At 72.8% G+C, this 15,306-nt stretch carries 16 protein-coding genes; 7 read left to right on the plus strand and 9 right to left on the minus strand.

What is annotated here, in order from left to right:
- Positions 1–12: 12 nt before the first annotated feature.
- Positions 13–585 (minus strand): cob(I)yrinic acid a,c-diamide adenosyltransferase, encoded by a 573-nt coding sequence (locus tag V6U79_RS12355; protein ID WP_334526441.1) that lies wholly within the window; start codon positions 583–585, stop codon positions 13–15.
- Here V6U79_RS12355 and murA point away from each other — a divergent pair.
- Both murA and V6U79_RS12365 read left to right on the plus strand, forming a co-directional pair.
- A complete protein-coding gene (gene murA / locus V6U79_RS12360; RefSeq protein ID WP_334614734.1) occupies positions 584–2,026 on the plus strand; it encodes a UDP-N-acetylglucosamine 1-carboxyvinyltransferase in 1,443 nt (480 codons plus the stop codon). The genes V6U79_RS12355 and murA overlap by 2 nt on opposite strands.
- A 71-nt stretch (positions 2,027–2,097) precedes the next feature.
- Positions 2,098–2,946 (plus strand): 3-hydroxyacyl-CoA dehydrogenase family protein, encoded by an 849-nt coding sequence (locus V6U79_RS12365; RefSeq protein ID WP_334526447.1) that lies wholly within the window; start codon positions 2,098–2,100, stop codon positions 2,944–2,946.
- 53 nt (positions 2,947–2,999) lie between these two features.
- Here the strand turns inward: V6U79_RS12365 and V6U79_RS12370 are convergent, their stop codons facing one another.
- Positions 3,000–3,845, minus strand: a complete 846-nt coding sequence (locus V6U79_RS12370) for an ABC transporter permease (protein ID WP_334614735.1) — start codon at positions 3,843–3,845, stop codon at positions 3,000–3,002.
- The gene (locus V6U79_RS12375; protein ID WP_334614736.1) at positions 3,842–4,690 is read right to left on the minus strand and encodes an ABC transporter ATP-binding protein; all 849 of its coding nucleotides are present in this window, start codon (positions 4,688–4,690) and stop codon (positions 3,842–3,844) included. Before V6U79_RS12375 ends, V6U79_RS12370 begins: the two co-directional genes overlap by 4 nt.
- Positions 4,691–4,842: 152 nt before the next feature.
- On the opposite strand from V6U79_RS12375, the gene V6U79_RS12380 reads away from it, so the two are divergent.
- A complete protein-coding gene (locus tag V6U79_RS12380) occupies positions 4,843–6,852 on the plus strand; it encodes an ethylmalonyl-CoA mutase (protein ID WP_334614737.1) in 2,010 nt (669 codons plus the stop codon).
- Positions 6,853–6,901: 49 nt separating this feature from the next.
- On the opposite strand, the gene V6U79_RS12385 is transcribed toward V6U79_RS12380, so the two are convergent.
- The 4 genes from V6U79_RS12385 to V6U79_RS12400 all read right to left on the minus strand — a co-directional run bounded on the left by V6U79_RS12385 (position 6,902) and on the right by V6U79_RS12400 (position 9,615).
- Positions 6,902–7,198, minus strand: a complete 297-nt coding sequence (locus tag V6U79_RS12385; protein WP_334526459.1) for a DUF1540 domain-containing protein — start codon at positions 7,196–7,198, stop codon at positions 6,902–6,904.
- A gap of 73 nt (positions 7,199–7,271) precedes the next feature.
- Positions 7,272–7,721, minus strand: coding sequence for an Rv0361 family membrane protein (locus V6U79_RS12390; RefSeq protein WP_334614738.1), 450 nt, complete (start codon positions 7,719–7,721; stop codon positions 7,272–7,274).
- A 46-nt stretch (positions 7,722–7,767) separates the two neighbouring features.
- Positions 7,768–8,691 (minus strand): polysaccharide deacetylase family protein, encoded by a 924-nt coding sequence (locus tag V6U79_RS12395; protein ID WP_334614739.1) that lies wholly within the window; start codon positions 8,689–8,691, stop codon positions 7,768–7,770.
- 69 nt (positions 8,692–8,760) lie between these two features.
- Positions 8,761–9,615, minus strand: a complete 855-nt coding sequence (locus tag V6U79_RS12400) for a helix-turn-helix transcriptional regulator (protein ID WP_334614740.1) — start codon at positions 9,613–9,615, stop codon at positions 8,761–8,763.
- A 100-nt stretch (positions 9,616–9,715) separates the two neighbouring features.
- Between V6U79_RS12400 and V6U79_RS12405 the strand changes: the two genes are divergently transcribed.
- Positions 9,716–10,480 (plus strand): SDR family oxidoreductase, encoded by a 765-nt coding sequence (locus tag V6U79_RS12405; RefSeq protein WP_334614741.1) that lies wholly within the window; start codon positions 9,716–9,718, stop codon positions 10,478–10,480.
- A 28-nt stretch (positions 10,481–10,508) separates the two neighbouring features.
- Here the strand turns inward: V6U79_RS12405 and V6U79_RS12410 are convergent, their stop codons facing one another.
- Positions 10,509–11,126, minus strand: coding sequence for a DUF4126 domain-containing protein (locus V6U79_RS12410; protein ID WP_334614742.1), 618 nt, complete (start codon positions 11,124–11,126; stop codon positions 10,509–10,511).
- A 71-nt stretch (positions 11,127–11,197) separates the two neighbouring features.
- On the opposite strand from V6U79_RS12410, the gene nucS reads away from it, so the two are divergent.
- Complete coding sequence (nucS, locus tag V6U79_RS12415) at positions 11,198–11,857, plus strand: endonuclease NucS (RefSeq protein WP_334526477.1); 660 nt, start codon at positions 11,198–11,200, stop codon at positions 11,855–11,857.
- Between the two features lie 12 nt (positions 11,858–11,869).
- Here the strand turns inward: nucS and V6U79_RS12420 are convergent, their stop codons facing one another.
- Positions 11,870–13,369, minus strand: coding sequence for an aldehyde dehydrogenase family protein (locus V6U79_RS12420; protein ID WP_334526480.1), 1,500 nt, complete (start codon positions 13,367–13,369; stop codon positions 11,870–11,872).
- Between the two features lie 195 nt (positions 13,370–13,564).
- Between V6U79_RS12420 and V6U79_RS12425 the strand changes: the two genes are divergently transcribed.
- Positions 13,565–14,035, plus strand: coding sequence for an FHA domain-containing protein (locus V6U79_RS12425; protein WP_334526483.1), 471 nt, complete (start codon positions 13,565–13,567; stop codon positions 14,033–14,035).
- Positions 14,036–14,221: 186 nt separating this feature from the next.
- Positions 14,222–15,286, plus strand: a complete 1,065-nt coding sequence (locus V6U79_RS12430) for an alpha/beta hydrolase (protein WP_334614743.1) — start codon at positions 14,222–14,224, stop codon at positions 15,284–15,286.
- Positions 15,287–15,306 lie beyond the last annotated feature (20 nt).

Genomic DNA, 15,306 nt, shown 5'->3' on the forward strand with positions numbered 1-15,306 from the left:
GCGCGCCGACGCTCAGCGGTTACCGCCCGGCACCCATAGCACATCCCCGTCCGGATTTGCGCTTCTTGACAGGATGAAGAGCAGATCGGAGAGGCGGTTGAGATACTTTGCCGGAAGGGAGCTGGTGCGATCCGGATCGTGGGCGACCAGTGCCCAGGCCGCCCGTTCGGCGCGCCGGGCGATCGTCCGAGCCACGTGCAGCAGCGCCGCGCCCGCGGTGCCGCCGGGGAGGATGAAGGAGTCGAGCTTGCTCAGGCGCGCGTTGTACTCGTCGCACCAGCCTTCCAGACGCTCCACGTACTCCTCGGTCACCCGCAGCGGCGGGTACTGCGGGTCCGGCTCGACCGGGGTGGCCAGGTCGGCCCCCACGTCGAACATGTCGTTCTGGATCGACCCCAGCACCGCCCGCAGCTCCTCGTCGAGCTGCCCCAGAGCGAGCGCCACGCCGATCGCGGCGTTGCACTCGTCGACGTCCGCGTACGCGGCGATCCGTGGATCGGTCTTCGGCACCTGCTCGTTGTTGCTCAGCCTGGTCATGCCGGCATCGCCGGCCTTGGTGTAGATGCGCGTGAGGTGGACGGCCATGACGCACAGCCTACGTATCCCGGACCTGACGATCCCGGCGCGGCCGGACCCGGCGGGCGGTTGGCCCGTCGGGGTGGGCCCCGGCCACGCCGGTGACCCGGCGGTCACCGACGTCGACGTCATCCGGGTCCGCGGTGACGCCCGGCTGGCCGGCACGGTGCACGTGGTCGGCGCGAAGAACTCCGCGCTCAAGCTGATGGCCGCCGCGCTGCTGGCCCCGGGGCGCAGCGTGATCACCAACGTCCCACGGATCACCGACATCGCGATCATGGGCGAGGTGCTGCGCCGGCTGGGCTGCGGCGTACGGTTCGAGGCCGACGACCCGGTGGATCCGATGGTGGCGGTCGGCGGGGTGGCCCGGTCCCGCTCGGTCGTCATCGACGTGCCCGAGCAGCCCGGCGTGGAGGCGGACTACGACCTGGTCCGCCGGCTGCGCGCCTCGATCTGCGTACTGGGCCCGCTGCTGGCCCGCCGGGGCTGTGTGCGGGTGGCCCACCCCGGCGGAGACGCGATCGGCTCGCGGGGCCTGGACATGCACGTCGCCGGGCTGACCCGGATGGGCGCGGACATCTCCGGCGAACACGGGTTCGTCATCGCCTCGGCCCCGCACGGCCTGCACGGCGCGGAGATCGTGCTGGACTTCCCGAGCGTGGGCGCCACGGAGAACCTGGTGATGGCGGCGGTGCTCGCCCGCGGCGTGACGGTGATCGAGAACGCGGCCCGGGAGCCGGAGATCGTCGACATCTGCACCATGCTGAACCAGATGGGGGCGCGGATCTCCGGCGCCGGCGGTTCGACGCTGCGCATCGTCGGGGTGCCCGAGCTGCACCCGGTGCGGCACGCCACGGTGGGGGACCGGATCGTCGGCGGGACCTGGGCGTTCGCCGCCGCGATGACCCGGGGGGACGTCACCGTCACCGGCGTGGACCCGGCCTATCTGGAGGTCGCCCTGGACAAGCTGGTCTCGGCCGGTGCGCTGGTGGAGACCCGCGGCGACGCCTTCCGGGTACGCGCCGACGAGCGGCCCGCCGCCGTCGACGTGGTCACCCTGCCGTACCCGGGCTTCGCCACCGACCTGCTGCCGATGGCGATCGGCCTGGCCGCGGTGAGCGACGGCGCCTCCCTGATCACCGAGAACATCTTCGACGGCCGGTTCATGTTCGCCAACGAGATGATGCGGCTGGGCGCGGACATCAAGACCGACGGTCACCACGCCGTGGTCCGGGGCCGCGACCGGCTCTCCGCCGCCCCGGTCCGCGCCACCGACATCCGGGCCGGCGCCGGGCTGATCATCGCCGGGCTCTGCGCGGACGGGACCACCGAGGTCTCCCACGTGCACCATGTCGACCGCGGCTACCCGGACTTCGTCGCCGACCTGCGGGCGCTCGGGGTCGAGGTGGAGCGGGGCACCGCGCCGGAGGCTCCCGACCCGACGATCTGAGGGCCTTAGTCCTCGTTCAGGCTCGCCGACTAGGGTGCAGACAGACACTCAAACAGGCGAGGGAGAAGCAGATGGCGGGTCGACTCGCGGTCGTCGGTGCCGGGCTGATGGGCTCGGGCATCGCCCAGGTGGCGGCGCAGGCGGGCTGGCAGGTGACGCTGCGGGACGTGGACGACGTGGCCACCAGGCGGGGCGTCGACGGCATCCGGAAGTCGCTGGAGAAGTTCGCCGAGAAGGGCAAGATCGACGCCTCCGAGGTCGAGGCGACCCTGGGCCGGATCACCCCGACCACCGAGCTGGAGGCGGCCGCCGACGCGGACATCGTCGTCGAGGCGGTCTTCGAGAAGATCGAGATCAAGCACGAGGTGTTCCGCGCGCTGGACAAGATCTGCAAGTCCGACGCGATCCTGGCCACCAACACCTCGGCCATCCCGGTCACCCAGATCGCCACGGCCACCGAGCGGCCGGAGTCGGTCGTCGGCACGCACTTCTTCTCGCCGGTGCCGATGATGAAGCTCTGCGAGCTGGTCCGCGGCTACAAGACCAGCGACGAGACCCTGACGGTGGCGAAGGCGTTCGCCGAGGGGATCGGCAAGACGGTGGTGGTGGTGAACCGGGACATCGCCGGCTTCGTCACCACCCGGCTGATCTGCGCCCTCGCCATGGAGGCGGTCAAGCTGGTGGAGTCCGGCGTGATCTCGGCGGAGGATCTGGACACCGCCTGCCGGCTGGGCTTCGGCCACGCCATGGGCCCGCTGGCCACGGTCGACCTGACCGGCGTGGACGTGCTGCTGAACGCCACGAAGAACATCTACACCGACACCGCGGACGAGAAGTTCTTCCCGCCGGAGCTGCTCCAGCGGATGGCCACCGCCGGCGACCTGGGCCGCAAGACCGGCACCGGCTTCTACTCGTACTGAGCCGAGCAAGCGGGAAGGGGGCGGGCGCCGGGCGCCCGCCCCCTTCCCGTGCCTCAGCCGTCGCGCCGGGTGGTCCAGCGGAAGGTGGTCAGGCAGAGGAGCAGGCCGATGATGCACCAGGCGGCGAGGACCAGGGCCACCCGGCCCAGTTCGAACGAGCCGCCGGGCTCCTGGGCGCCGAAGCTCTCCGGCAGGAAGACCGCGCGCAGGCCCTGGCACATCCACTTGAGCGGGAAGAGCGCCGCCACCTGCTGCATCCAGTTCGGCAGCTCGGTGAAGACGAAGAACACCCCGGAGATGAACTGGAGCACCAGCGCCACCGGGGTGACCACGGCCGACCCGCTGCGCGCGGTGCGGGCCAGCGACGAGATGGCGATGCCGCAGAGGGTGCAGGCGGTGATTCCGAGCGCGGAGACCCAGCCGAAGGTGAGCCACTTCGCGGCGGTGTCGGGCAGGTTCAGGTCGAACAGCGCCACCGCGACGGCCAGCAGCAGGACGGTCTCGGCGACCCCGATCGCCACCACCATGATCACCTTGCCGGCGAACCAGACCCACTTCGGCATCGGGGTGCCCCGGTAGCGCTTGAGCACCCCCCGGTCCCGTTCGATCGGGATCCAGATGCCGAGGTTCTGGAAGCTCACCGTCATCAGGCCGGTCGCGATCATGCCGGTGATGAAGTACTGGGTGAACTTCACCCCGCCGCCGATCTCCCCGCTGAAGATGGCCGCGAAGATCAGGATCATGATGATCGGGAAGCCCAGCGTGAAGACGACGGACTCCCGGCTGCGCAGGAACTGCGTGATCTCCAACCGGCCCTGCCGCAGGGCGAGGGCCGCCGGGCCGAGGCGGCGACCCGGGGCGGCGGCGGTTCCGGCCGCCGGCTTCGTGGTGGTCGTCATGATTGTCCGATCATCTTCAGGTAGACGTCTTCCAGGGTCGGCCGGGTCACCGTCAGGCCGGGGACCTCGCCGCCGAAGCGCGCGGCCAGCTCCGCCACCAGGGCCGTCGGCGTCGCGCTCTGCGCCGTCTGCGACGTCCCGTCCGGGGTACGCCAGGAGACCGTGGCCAGCGCCTCCTGCCGGTTGCCGAGCCGGTTCGGCGGGGCCACCTCGACCAGCCGGCCGCCGGCGATCACGCCGACCCGGTCGGCCAGCGCCTCGGCCTCGTCCAGGTAGTGCGTGGTGAGCACGATGGTGGTGCCCGCCGCCGCCAGGTCGCGGATCAGCTCCCAGAACTCGCGCCGCGCCTCCGGGTCGAAGCCGGTGGTCGGCTCGTCGAGGAAGAGCAGTTCCGGGCGGCCGACGATGCCGAGCGCCACGTCCAGCCGCCGCTTCTGCCCGCCGGAGAGGGTGTGCGTACGGGCGGTCGCCTTGCCGGACAGCCCGACCCGGTCGATGACCTTGTCCGCGTCGTCGGCGTCGGCGTAGAAGCCCGCGAAGTGGCGGACCACCTCGGCGACGGTCAGTTCGTCGAACTCGCCGGTGCCCTGGAGCACGATGCCGACCCGCGAGCGCCAGTGCGGGTCCGGGTTGGCCGGGTCGCTGCCGAGCACCCGTACCTCGCCGGAGTCGCGCCGCCGGTAGCCCTCCAGGGTCTCCACCGTGGTGGTCTTGCCCGCGCCGTTCGGGCCGAGCAGGGCGAACACCTCGCCGCGGTGGACGTCCAGGTCCACGCCCGCCACCGCGACGTTGTCGCCGTACGTCTTGCGCAGTCCCCGGACGGAGATCGCGAGCTCGTCATCCATGCCGTCAAGTGTGCGGCCCCGGCCGGCGTCGCGGCTGCCCGGGGGTGTGGTGGTGTCGACCATGTCGGGTCGCGCCGACCCGGCTGTCCGCTCCATGGAGCTGTGTAATTTTCCACAGCCCGTTTTACTGAACGGTAACTTAGACTCCGGCCATGGATGAGAAGGCTCTCCCGGGCCGGCTGCCCGAGCGCGACCGCCCCTGGGTGATGCGCACCTACGCCGGGCACTCCTCGGCCGCGGCCACCAACGCGCTCTTCCGCCGCAACCTGGCCAAGGGGCAGACCGGCCTGTCGGTCGCCTTCGACCTGCCCACCCAGACCGGGTACGACCCGGACCACGAACTCGCCGCGGGCGAGGTCGGCCGGGTCGGCGTGCCGGTGGCGCACCTGGGCGACATGCGGGCCCTCTTCGACGGCATCCCGCTCGCCGAGATGAACACCTCCATGACCATCAACGCGCCGGCCATGTGGCTGCTCGGCCTCTACGGCACGGTGGCCATGGAGCAGGGCTGGACAGTCGACGCGCTCTCCGGCACCACGCAGAACGACATCATCAAGGAGTACCTGTCCCGGGGGACGTACATCTTCCCGCCGGCGGCGTCGCTGCGGCTGACCGCGGACATCATCGCCCACACGCTGAAGACGATGCCGAAGTGGAACCCGGTCAACATCTGCTCGTACCACCTCCAGGAGGCCGGCGCGACGCCGGTGCAGGAGGTCGGCTTCGCCCTCGCCACCGCGGTCGCCGTGCTCGACGCGGTCCGCGACTCCGGCCAGGTGCCCGCCGAGCGGATGGGCGACGTGGTCCAACGGATCAGCTTCTTCGTCAACTCCGGGGTGCGCTTCGTCGAGGAGATCGCCAAGATGCGCGCCTTCGGCGCCCTCTGGGACGAGATCACCCGGGAGCGCTACGGCGTCGAGAACGCCAGGCAGCGGCGCTTCCGCTACGGCGTACAGGTCAACTCGCTGGGCCTGACCGAGGCGCAGCCCGAGAACAACATCCAGCGGATCGTGCTGGAGATGCTCGGCGTGACCTTCTCCCGGGACGCGCGCGCCCGCGCGGTGCAGCTGCCCGCCTGGAACGAGGCGCTGGGCCTGCCCCGCCCCTGGGACCAGCAGTGGTCGCTGCGCATGCAGCAGGTCCTGGCGTACGAGTCGGACCTGCTGGAGTATCCGGACCTCTTCGAGGGCTCGCACGTGATGACCGCACTGGTCGACGGGATCGTCACCGGCGCGCGGGCCGAGCTGGAGAAGGTGCTGGAGATGGGCGGCGTGGTGGCCGCCGTGGAGACCGGCTACCTCAAGAGCGCGCTGGTCGCCTCGCTGGCCGAGCGGCGGCGCCGGATGGAGTCCGGCGCCGACGTGGTGGTCGGCGTCAACCGGTTCACCGAGACCGAGCCGTCGCCGCTGACCGCGGCCGGCGCCGAGGCCGTCGAGCAGGTCGACCCGGCGGTGGAGGCGGCCGCCACGGCCTCCGTACGCCGGTGGCGGGCCGGCCGGGACGACGCCGTGGTCGAGGCGGCGCTGGCCCGGCTGCGCGCGGACGCCGCGACCACGACCAACCTGATGCCGGCGACGCTGGAGTGCGTGCGGGCCGGGGTGACCACCGGCGAGTGGGCCGGCGCGCTGCGCCAGGTGTTCGGCGAGTACCGGGCGCCGACCGGGCTGACCGGCGCCGCCGGCGTGGGCGGGGACGCCACCCTGGTGGCCGTGCGGGAGCGGGTCGCGGCCACCGCGCGGGAGCTGGGCAGCGGCCGGTTGCGGCTGCTGGTCGGCAAGCCGGGCCTGGACGGGCACTCCAACGGCGCCGAGCAGATCGCGGTCCGCGCCCGCGACGCCGGCTTCGAGGTGGTCTATCAGGGCATCCGGCTGACCGCCGGGCAGATCGTGGCGGCGGCGGTCGAGGAGGACGTCGACCTGGTCGGCCTGTCGGTGCTCTCCGGCTCGCACCTGGCGGCCGTGCCGGCGGTGCTCGACGGGCTGCGAGCGGCCGGTCGGGGCGACCTGCCGGTCGTGGTCGGTGGCATCATCCCCACCGGCGACGCGGCGGCGCTGCGCGCCGCCGGGGTGGCCCGGGTCTTCACCCCGAAGGACTTCGCCCTCACCGGCATCATCGACGAGCTGGTCGGCGTGATCCGGGAGGTCAACGGGCTGACCGCCTGACCCGTGGCCCACCGCCCGCGCGACCGTCCGGTCGCGCGGGCGGGCGTGGTCAGCGGCTCTGGTACGTCACACAGTCGGCCATGTCCTCGTCCGGGGCGACGGTGATCGCCGGGGCGTGGCACTCCAGCTCCGAGTTGTGCCGGCAGTCCGACCGGCTGCACGCGCCGACCTGGGCGATGAGCTGCTCGATCCCGCCTCGCACCGGCAGCTCGACGAAGGTGTGGCAGCGGGCGTGGTCGCTGCTGCCGACGGTGATGGCGAAGGCGTGGCAGTCGTTGGTGCGGTTGTAGGCGCAGGACACGACCGTGCACTCCTGTACCCGAGGCATCTCGATTGCTGCGGTCATGACGGCCTCCCTCTCGGCTTCTATCCCGATGGTAGGCATCTGCCCTGGTCCGGCACGGTGTTCGGCGGGACCGTCACCCGCACAGGCGCCAGGCCCCGTCCTCCTTGACCAGGGTCAGCACCCGGGTGCTCTCGCCGCCGGTCTCCGTCGTCAGCCGTACGGTGGCGGTGCCCCGGACCCGGCCGTTGGTGTTGTTCACGGTCAGCCCCGCGATGTCGTAGTCGACGAGGCGGGGCTCCGCCGCCTGCCGCCGGTCGAAGTCGGCCCGCGACGTCCGCTCGCGCTCCTCGCGGCAGAGCAGCTCGTACGCCCGCTGGTGGTCGCCGGCCCGGACCGCGTCCAGGTAGCCCGTCGTGGCCTCCCGGACAGGGCCGACCGCCTCCTTCGCGGCGCCGTAGAGGAAGAAGCCGCCGACCGCGCCGCCGAGGCAGCAGACCGCCAGCACCACGCCCACCACGATCAGCACGATCCGCAGCGTGCGGCGGTTGTCACGTGGGGGCACCGGGATCGGCTGGTACGTCATGGCCGCAGGCTAGATCGGTCGCGCAAGCCCTCCGCCCACGTCCGGTTCACCGGGCGAGCACCTCGGAGAGCGGGGCGGGCGCCAGGCCCCGCTCGGCCAGCCCCGCCAGGATGTGGGGCAGCGCCTCGTCGGTCATCGCCGCGTTCGCCTCCGTGACGTGCAGGATGATCACCGAGCCGGGCCGGACCTGGCTCAGCACCGCCCGGACGATCGGCTGCCAGGCGGTGGCGAAGGGATCGCCGCTGACCACGTCACCGTCCACCACGGTCAGCCCGAGCGGCGCCAGCTCGGTCAGCGCCGCCCGGTCGTGGCAGAGGCCGGGGAAGCGGAAGTAGCGGGTCTGCCGGCCGCCGTACCGGCCGATCACCTCGAAGGTCCGCGCCACGTCCCGGGTCATCTCCCGTCGGGGCAGCGGCGTCAGGTGGTAGCAGCGCGGGGTGAACGCCGCGTGCCCGTAGGTGTGGTTGGCCAGCTCGAAGCGCGGGTTCTCGGCCAGCCGGCGGGTCAGCTCCGGGTACTCCTCGACCCACTTGCCGGTGAGGAAGAAGGTGGCCGGCACCCGCTCGCGCTCCAGCAGCTCGACGATCGCCAGGTTCGCGTACGACGGCGGGCGCGGCCCGCGCAGCTGCCGGCGCATGGTGTCGGTCATGTCGGCGTCGAAGGTCAGCGCCACCTTGCCCCCGGTACGGGGTCCGTGGTCGACCACCGGTGGCAGCGTGCCCGGCGTCGTCGCGCCGGGCAGCCCGGAGTCCTCGCCGGGCCGCCCACCGTTGCCGGGCTGCCCGCTCTGCCCGGGGGTCGGCGGTACGGCGGTCCCGCCCGCCGTGGGGGCTCGGTGGCCGGCCGGCGCCTCCAGCACGGCGGCCCGTCCCGGGGTCCGATCGGGTGACGGGCCGACGAGGAGCGCGACGCTGGCGGCCAGCGCGAGGGTGGCGGCGGTGAGCAGGACGCGGGAATTCTTCGCGAGCACCGGGTGATCATGGCAGTGGGTGCGGTGTCGTGGTGGCCCCCGAACGGCCCCTTCCGCCTGGCGGCGAGGCTAACCAGGTGTGGTGTCGGCGGGGAAGCGCTCGTGCCCCAGCACGGCGAGCAGCCGCAGCTTCTCGTGCCCCTCGCTGCGCGGTGGCGCGGTGAGCACGAGCAGCGCCTGGGACTGGTCCTCGGTGAACAGGACCTGGCAGTCCAGTTCGATCGCGCCGAGTTCGGGGTGGATGAGCGTCTTGTGGTCGGCGAAGCGCTGCGCGACCTCGTGCCGTTCCCACAGCTCGGCGAACTCCGGGCTCGCCTTCTGCAGCACCCGCACCAGCTCACCGGCGCGCGACCGCGGGCCCATCGACCCGTACGCGGCGCGCAGGTTGGCGACCTGGGCCCGGCTCTGCCGGGGGCGGTCGTCCTCCGGGTAGCGCAGCCGCTCGGCCGGGTCGGTGAACCACCGGTAGATCTCGCTGCGGGCGAGTCCGGTGTGGCCCGACCGGTCCCCGAACAGGGCCTCGGCCATCCGGTTCTGCACGAGGACCTCGCCGAGGTTGGACAGGATGAGCGCCGGGGTGTCGTCGAGCCGGTCCAGCACCCGCAGCAGCGCCGGAGCGACGTGCGTCGCCGTCGTCACCCGCGCCGGGGCGTTCTGCCCGGCCACCCGGAACAGGTAGTCGCGCTCACCGGTCGTCAGCCGCAGCGCCCGGGCCAGCGCGGCGAGCAGCTGCGGGCTCGGCTGCGGGCCGCGCTGCTGCTCCAGCCGGGTGTAGTAGTCGGTCGACATGGCGGCCAGGGCGGCCACCTCCTCGCGCCGCAGGCCCGGCGCGCGCCGCCGCGCGCCGGCTGCCAGCCCGACGTCCCCGGGCTGCAGCGTCTCCCGGCGGCGGCGGAGGAAATCGGCCAGGGCTGCACGGTCCACGATCCGAGTATCCGCCTGCCGTGGGGACGAACCAGGGATTGCCGATCCCTCGATGAGCGCTCTCTGCACCCGCCCCCGGCGAACCGGCGAAGGTGGGTGCATGAACATCTCCGGAAACACCGTCTTCATTCCCGGCTCCACGAGCGGGATCGGTCTCGCCCTCGCCCTCGAACTGCGGGCCAGGGGGAACACCGTCATCGTCGGCGGCCGCCGCACCGAGCTGCTGAAGCAGATCGCCGCCGAGCACCCCGGCCTCGACACGGTCACGATCGACACGGCGGACCCGGCGAGCATCGCCTCGGCCGCGCGGCAGGTGCTGGCGAGGCACCCGGACCTCAACGTCCTCGTCACCATGGCCGGCATCATGCGGGTCGAGGACTGGCACCAGCCCGAGACGTTCCTCGCCTCCGCCGAGGCGGTGGTGACCACCAACGTGCTCGGCCCCATCCGGCTCATCGCCGCGTTCGTCGAGCACCTGCGGACGCAGCCGGACGCCACGATCATGACAGTCTCGTCGGGCCTCGCGTTCGCGCCGCTCAGGGCCACCCCGAGCTACAACGCGTCCAAGGCCGCGATCCACATGCTCAGCGAGTCGATCCGGCTGCAGCTCGCCGACACGAGCGTGAAGATCGTGGAGCTCGAACCGCCGGCCGTGCGTACCGCGCTGCTGCCCGGCCAGGAGGACAGCGAGTTCGCGGTGCCGCTGGACGAGTTCGTGGCGGAGGTCCTCGGGCTGCTGGAGACGCAGCCCGAGGCGAAGGAGATCCAGGTCGAGCGGGTCAAGTTCCTCCGGTACGCCGAGGCGCGCGGCGACTACGACCAGGTGGTCGAGACGCTGAACGCCGCCGACCCGCACGGCAGGTAGCGCCGGCGGGCTGGGGGCGTACCCGGGGTCAGACGCGGAAGCCGGCCGCGCGGGCCGCCTGGCGTTCCCGGCGGCGGTCGGAGCGGCGGCGCAGGAACCAGAAGCCGAAGGCCACCAGCCCCAGCAGGAAGGCCAGCACCAGCACCGGCAGGATGATCGCCACCACGGACATGACCACGCTCGTCGCGTCCTCAGCGGTGCTCGCCACCGGTGCGCCGAAGCCCGCGGTGGTGGCGTTGACGACCGGCCGGGCCGCCGACTTCAGCAGGTGCACGCCGAGCGCGATGACGACGCCGCTCACCACCGGCACCCACTGGTTCGACGAGAAGAAGCTGCCGGGGTCGCTCACCGTGACCGTCTCCGAGCTGGAGCCCGCGCCGAAGGCGAGGCCGCCGGCGGTCGGCCGGACCACGGTCTGCACGATGTCGTTGACGTGGTCGACCACCGGCACCTTGTCGGCGACGACCTCGACGGCGAGTAGCACCGCCAGGATGAGGACGACCCAGCCGTTGCCCAGCCACTGCCAGCCGCTCGGTAGGTCGATCAGGTCGGTGTAGCGGGCGAGCAGACCCATGGTGAGCAGGGGAATGTAGGCATTCAGGCCCGCCGAGGCGGCGAGTCCGGTACCGGTGAGGACTTCGAACACGAAATCAGCATCGCACCGGCACGCCAGTGCCGCTCGGTGGCGACGGTCCGGTCCTCGGCTACCCTCGTCGGGTGCGGCTGGTGATTGCGAAGTGCTCGGTGGACTACGTCGGACGGCTCTCGGCTCACCTGCCGCTGGCCACCCGGCTCCTCATGGTGAAGGCGGACGGGTCGGTGTCGATCCACGCCGACGACCGGGCGTACAAGCCACTCAACTGGATGAGCCCGCCGTGCCGGCTGGAGGAGGCCCCGGGCGTCTGGCGGGTGGTCAACAAGGCCGGCGAGGAGCTGCGGATCACCCTGGAGGAGGTCTTCCAGGACACCTCGTACGAGCTGGGCGTCGACCCGGGGCTGCGCAAGGACGGTGTCGAGGCGCACCTGCAGGAGCTGCTCGCCGCCAATCCGGAGACCCTCGGCGAGGGCTTCACCCTGGTCCGGCGGGAGTACATGACCGCGATCGGCCCGGTCGACCTGCTCTGCCGGGACGCCAACTCCCGCGCGGTCGCCGTCGAGGTCAAGCGGCGCGGCGAGATCGACGGGGTGGAGCAGCTCACCCGCTACCTCGAGTTGATGAACCGGGATCCGCTGCTCGCCCCGGTCGCCGGGGTCTTCGCTGCGCAGGAGATCAAGCCGCAGGCCCGGGTGCTCGCCACCGACAGGGGCATCCGCTGCGTGGTCGTCGACTACGACAAGCTGCGCGGCATCGAGCGCGACGAACTCACGCTCTTCTGAGCCGACGCCCGGTCAGCGCCGCCCGTACATCAGCTTGGCGGCCTTGACCAGGCGGGCGACGTCGGTGGGGGTCCGCTCGAAGGTCATCGAGGGCAGCAGCGACCGGGCCCGCCGCCGGGTGATCGACTTGGCCCGGCCGAACTCGCGCAGCCCGTCCTCGCCGTGGATCCGCCCGAAGCCGGAGTCGCCCACCCCGCCGAACGGCAGCGTGGACATGCCGGCGAAGGTGAGCGTCGAGTTGACCGAGGCCATCCCGGAGCGCAGCCGGCGGGCGATCGCCACCGCCCGCTTCCGGCCGAAGACCGAACCCCCCAGGCCGTACGAGAGCGCGTTGGCCCGGCGTACCGCCTCGTCGGCGTCGCGGACCCGGCTGATGGTGAGCGTCGGGCCGAAGGTCTCCTCACGTACGGCGGCCGAGGACTCCGGCACGTCCACCAGCACGGTCGGGTGCACGTACGGCGGCTGGACCGCCTCCGCCCCGCCCAGGACGGCCCGACCGCCGGCGGCCAGCGCGTCGTCGATGTGCCGGCGGATCACGTCGAGCTGGGCCGGCATGGTGATCGGGCCGATGTCCGCCCCCTCCGCGCCGACGGTGAGCCGCTCGGCGCGGGCCACCACCTTGCCGACGAAGGCGTCGAAGACCGGCTCGACCGCGTAGACCCGTTCGATGCCGATGCAGGTCTGGCCCGCGTTGGTCAGCGCGCCCCAGACGCACGCCTCGGCGGCGGCGTCCAGGTCGGCGTCCGCGTCCACGATCATCGCGTCCTTGCCGCCCGCCTCCAGCAGCACCGGGGTGAGCGACTCGGCGCAGGCCGCCATCACCTTCTTGGCCGTGGCCGTGGAGCCGGTGAAGGCCAACTTGTCCACCCCCGAGCGGCACAGCGCCGCGCCCACGTCACCGAGCCCGTGCACCGCGGTGAACACCGGCTGCTCCGGCACCACCTCGGCGAAGGCGTCCACCAGCCACTGCCCGACCGCCGGGGTGTACTCGCTGGGCTTGAGGACCACGGCGTTGCCGGCCGCGAGGGCGTACGCGGCGGACCCGATCGGGGTGAAGACCGGATAGTTCCACGGACCGATCACGCCGACCACCCCGTACGGCTGGTATTCGAGGTGGCCGGAGAACTCGGCGAGGATCAGCCGGGAGCGCACCTTGCGGGGACCGAGCACCCGCGGCGCGTTGCGGGCGGCCCAGTCGATGTGTTCGATGGCCGTGAGGATCTCGACGATCGCGTCCGAGACCGGCTTGCCGCCCTCGGCGTGGACCAGCTCGGCGAGCGGCTCGATCCGCCGGGCGAGCAGGCTCCGCCAGCGCAGCAGCCGCTCCCGGCGTCCACCGAAGCCCAGCCCGGCCCACCAGTCGCCGGCTGCCCGGGCGCGGTCGACCGCGCGGGCGACGTCGGCCGGAGTGGCGACCGGGAGGCGTCCGGCCTCCTTGCCGGTCGCCGGGCTCGTCGACACCAGTCGACCGTCCTCGATGACCGGGGTTCCCGGGACATGCACAGCCGTCATGGCGGAAGTCTAGACCCGGAGATTACCCATCGGTAGGCCCAGCGAGGCCCGGCGACCCGATACGCTCCCGACCGAATCGGTTACCGGGAGTTGACCGGCCGGGGTCGCGGAGGTGGCCGGCCGGGTGGTGAGCTGGGTCCGGTCGACCTGGCAGGCTGACGCCGGGGCCGTGCCGGGGTGGGGAGCTGAGAGTCCATGGAGGATCATCCGGAACTTGTCCCGTTGCTACGGGTGGCGGGCGGACAGATGCGTGGGGCGATCTTCCGGCTCGGGCGACGGCAGCTGGTGATCGGCCGCGCGCCGGCCGTCGACATCGCCGTACCCGATCCGCACCTGAGCCGCCGGCACGCGGCGGTGCAGGTCTCCGACGCCGGGGTCACCCTGGTCGACCTGGGTTCCACCAACGGGACCTGGCTCAACGACCGGCGGATCGGCGTCGAGGAGTTGCTGTCCGACGGGGACGTCATCCGGATCGGCCGCACCGAGCTGCGTTACTCCGATCCGGGCCTGGCCACCACCGACCCGGTCGGGCTGAGCTTCGCCTCGGGCGGCGTCCGCCGCGACCACCGGCCGACGCTGCCGTTGCCGCTGGCCTCACCCGCGAACGGGCCGACGGAGGCCTTGCCCACGGGTGAGCCGGTGCCGTCCCGGGTCGGCGAGGGCTGACGGCGCTCCAGGCGCCATCCACCGGGCCCCGCCGCCGTGGCCGCCCACCGGCGACGCTCCGGCAGGTCGCGGGGCGGACGGTCGTGGGGGCCGACCGATGGACGGGTGCTCGGCACATCGCGGGGCCGCCGATCGTGGGTGGCCGGCCCATGGACCATCCCCGGGTGTCGTGGCACCATGCCGCGGATGGAGATCGCGCAACGGACCGTGACGGCGAACGGCATCGGCCAACGGGTCCGGGTGGCCGGGCCGCCGGACGGCACGCCGGTGCTGCTGGTGCACGGCAACGCCTCCTCGTCGGCCTTCTGGGAGCCGCTGCTGCGCCGGCTGCCCGCCACGCTCCGGGTGATCGCGCCCGACCTGCGCGGGTACGGCGACACCGACCGCGCCCCGGTGGACGCCACCCGGGGGCTGGCCGACTTCGCCGACGACGTGGCCGGTCTGCTCGACGCCCCCGGGCTCTTCCCCGCCGACGCCCGGCCCGTCGTGGTCGGGCACTCCCTCGGCGGGGGAGTGGCGATGCGGCTGCTCGTCGACCATCCGCAGCGGGTCGCGGCGCTGCTGCTGGAGGCGCCGGTCTCCCCGTACGGCTTCGGCGGCACCCGGGACCTCGACGGCACCCCGACCAGCCCCGACTTCGCCGGCACCGGGGCCGGCACCGCCAACCCGGACTTCGTGGCCCGGCTCGCCGCCGGTGACCGGGGCGCGGACGCCCCGACCAGCCCCCGCAACGTGCTGCGGACGACGTACGTGGCCGACCCGGCCACCCTGGCCGAGGACGAGGAGCTGCTGCTGGACAGCGTCCTGTCCACCGCGACCGGCGACGACAACTACCCGGGCACGGCCACCGGCTCGGCGCACTGGCCCGGTACGGCCCCCGGTGAGCGGGGGGTGCTCAACGCGCTCGCCCCGGCCCACTTCCGGATCGCCGACGAGCTGATCGCCGTCGCGGTCAAGCCGCCGGTGACCTGGGTACGCGGCGACGCCGACGTGATCGTCTCCGACACCTCGCTGTTCGACCTGGCGTACCTGGGGTCGCTGGGGGTGGTGCCGGGCTGGCCCGGGGAGGCGGACTGCCCGCCGCAGCCGATGGTCGGGCAGACCCGGGCGGTGCTGGAGCGGTACGCCGCGGCCGGCGGCACGTACCGGGAGGTGGTGCTCCCCGGCTGCGGGCACAGCCCGCACCTGGAACGGCCGGCCGAGTTCGTCGCGGAGCTGCTGGCCCTCACCGGAGCGCCGGCCACGACCTGACCCTGGCAGGGTGCGTGAAA

The sequence above is a fragment of the Micromonospora psammae genome (assembly GCF_036902725.1).
Lineage (GTDB): Bacteria > Actinomycetota > Actinomycetes > Mycobacteriales > Micromonosporaceae > Micromonospora.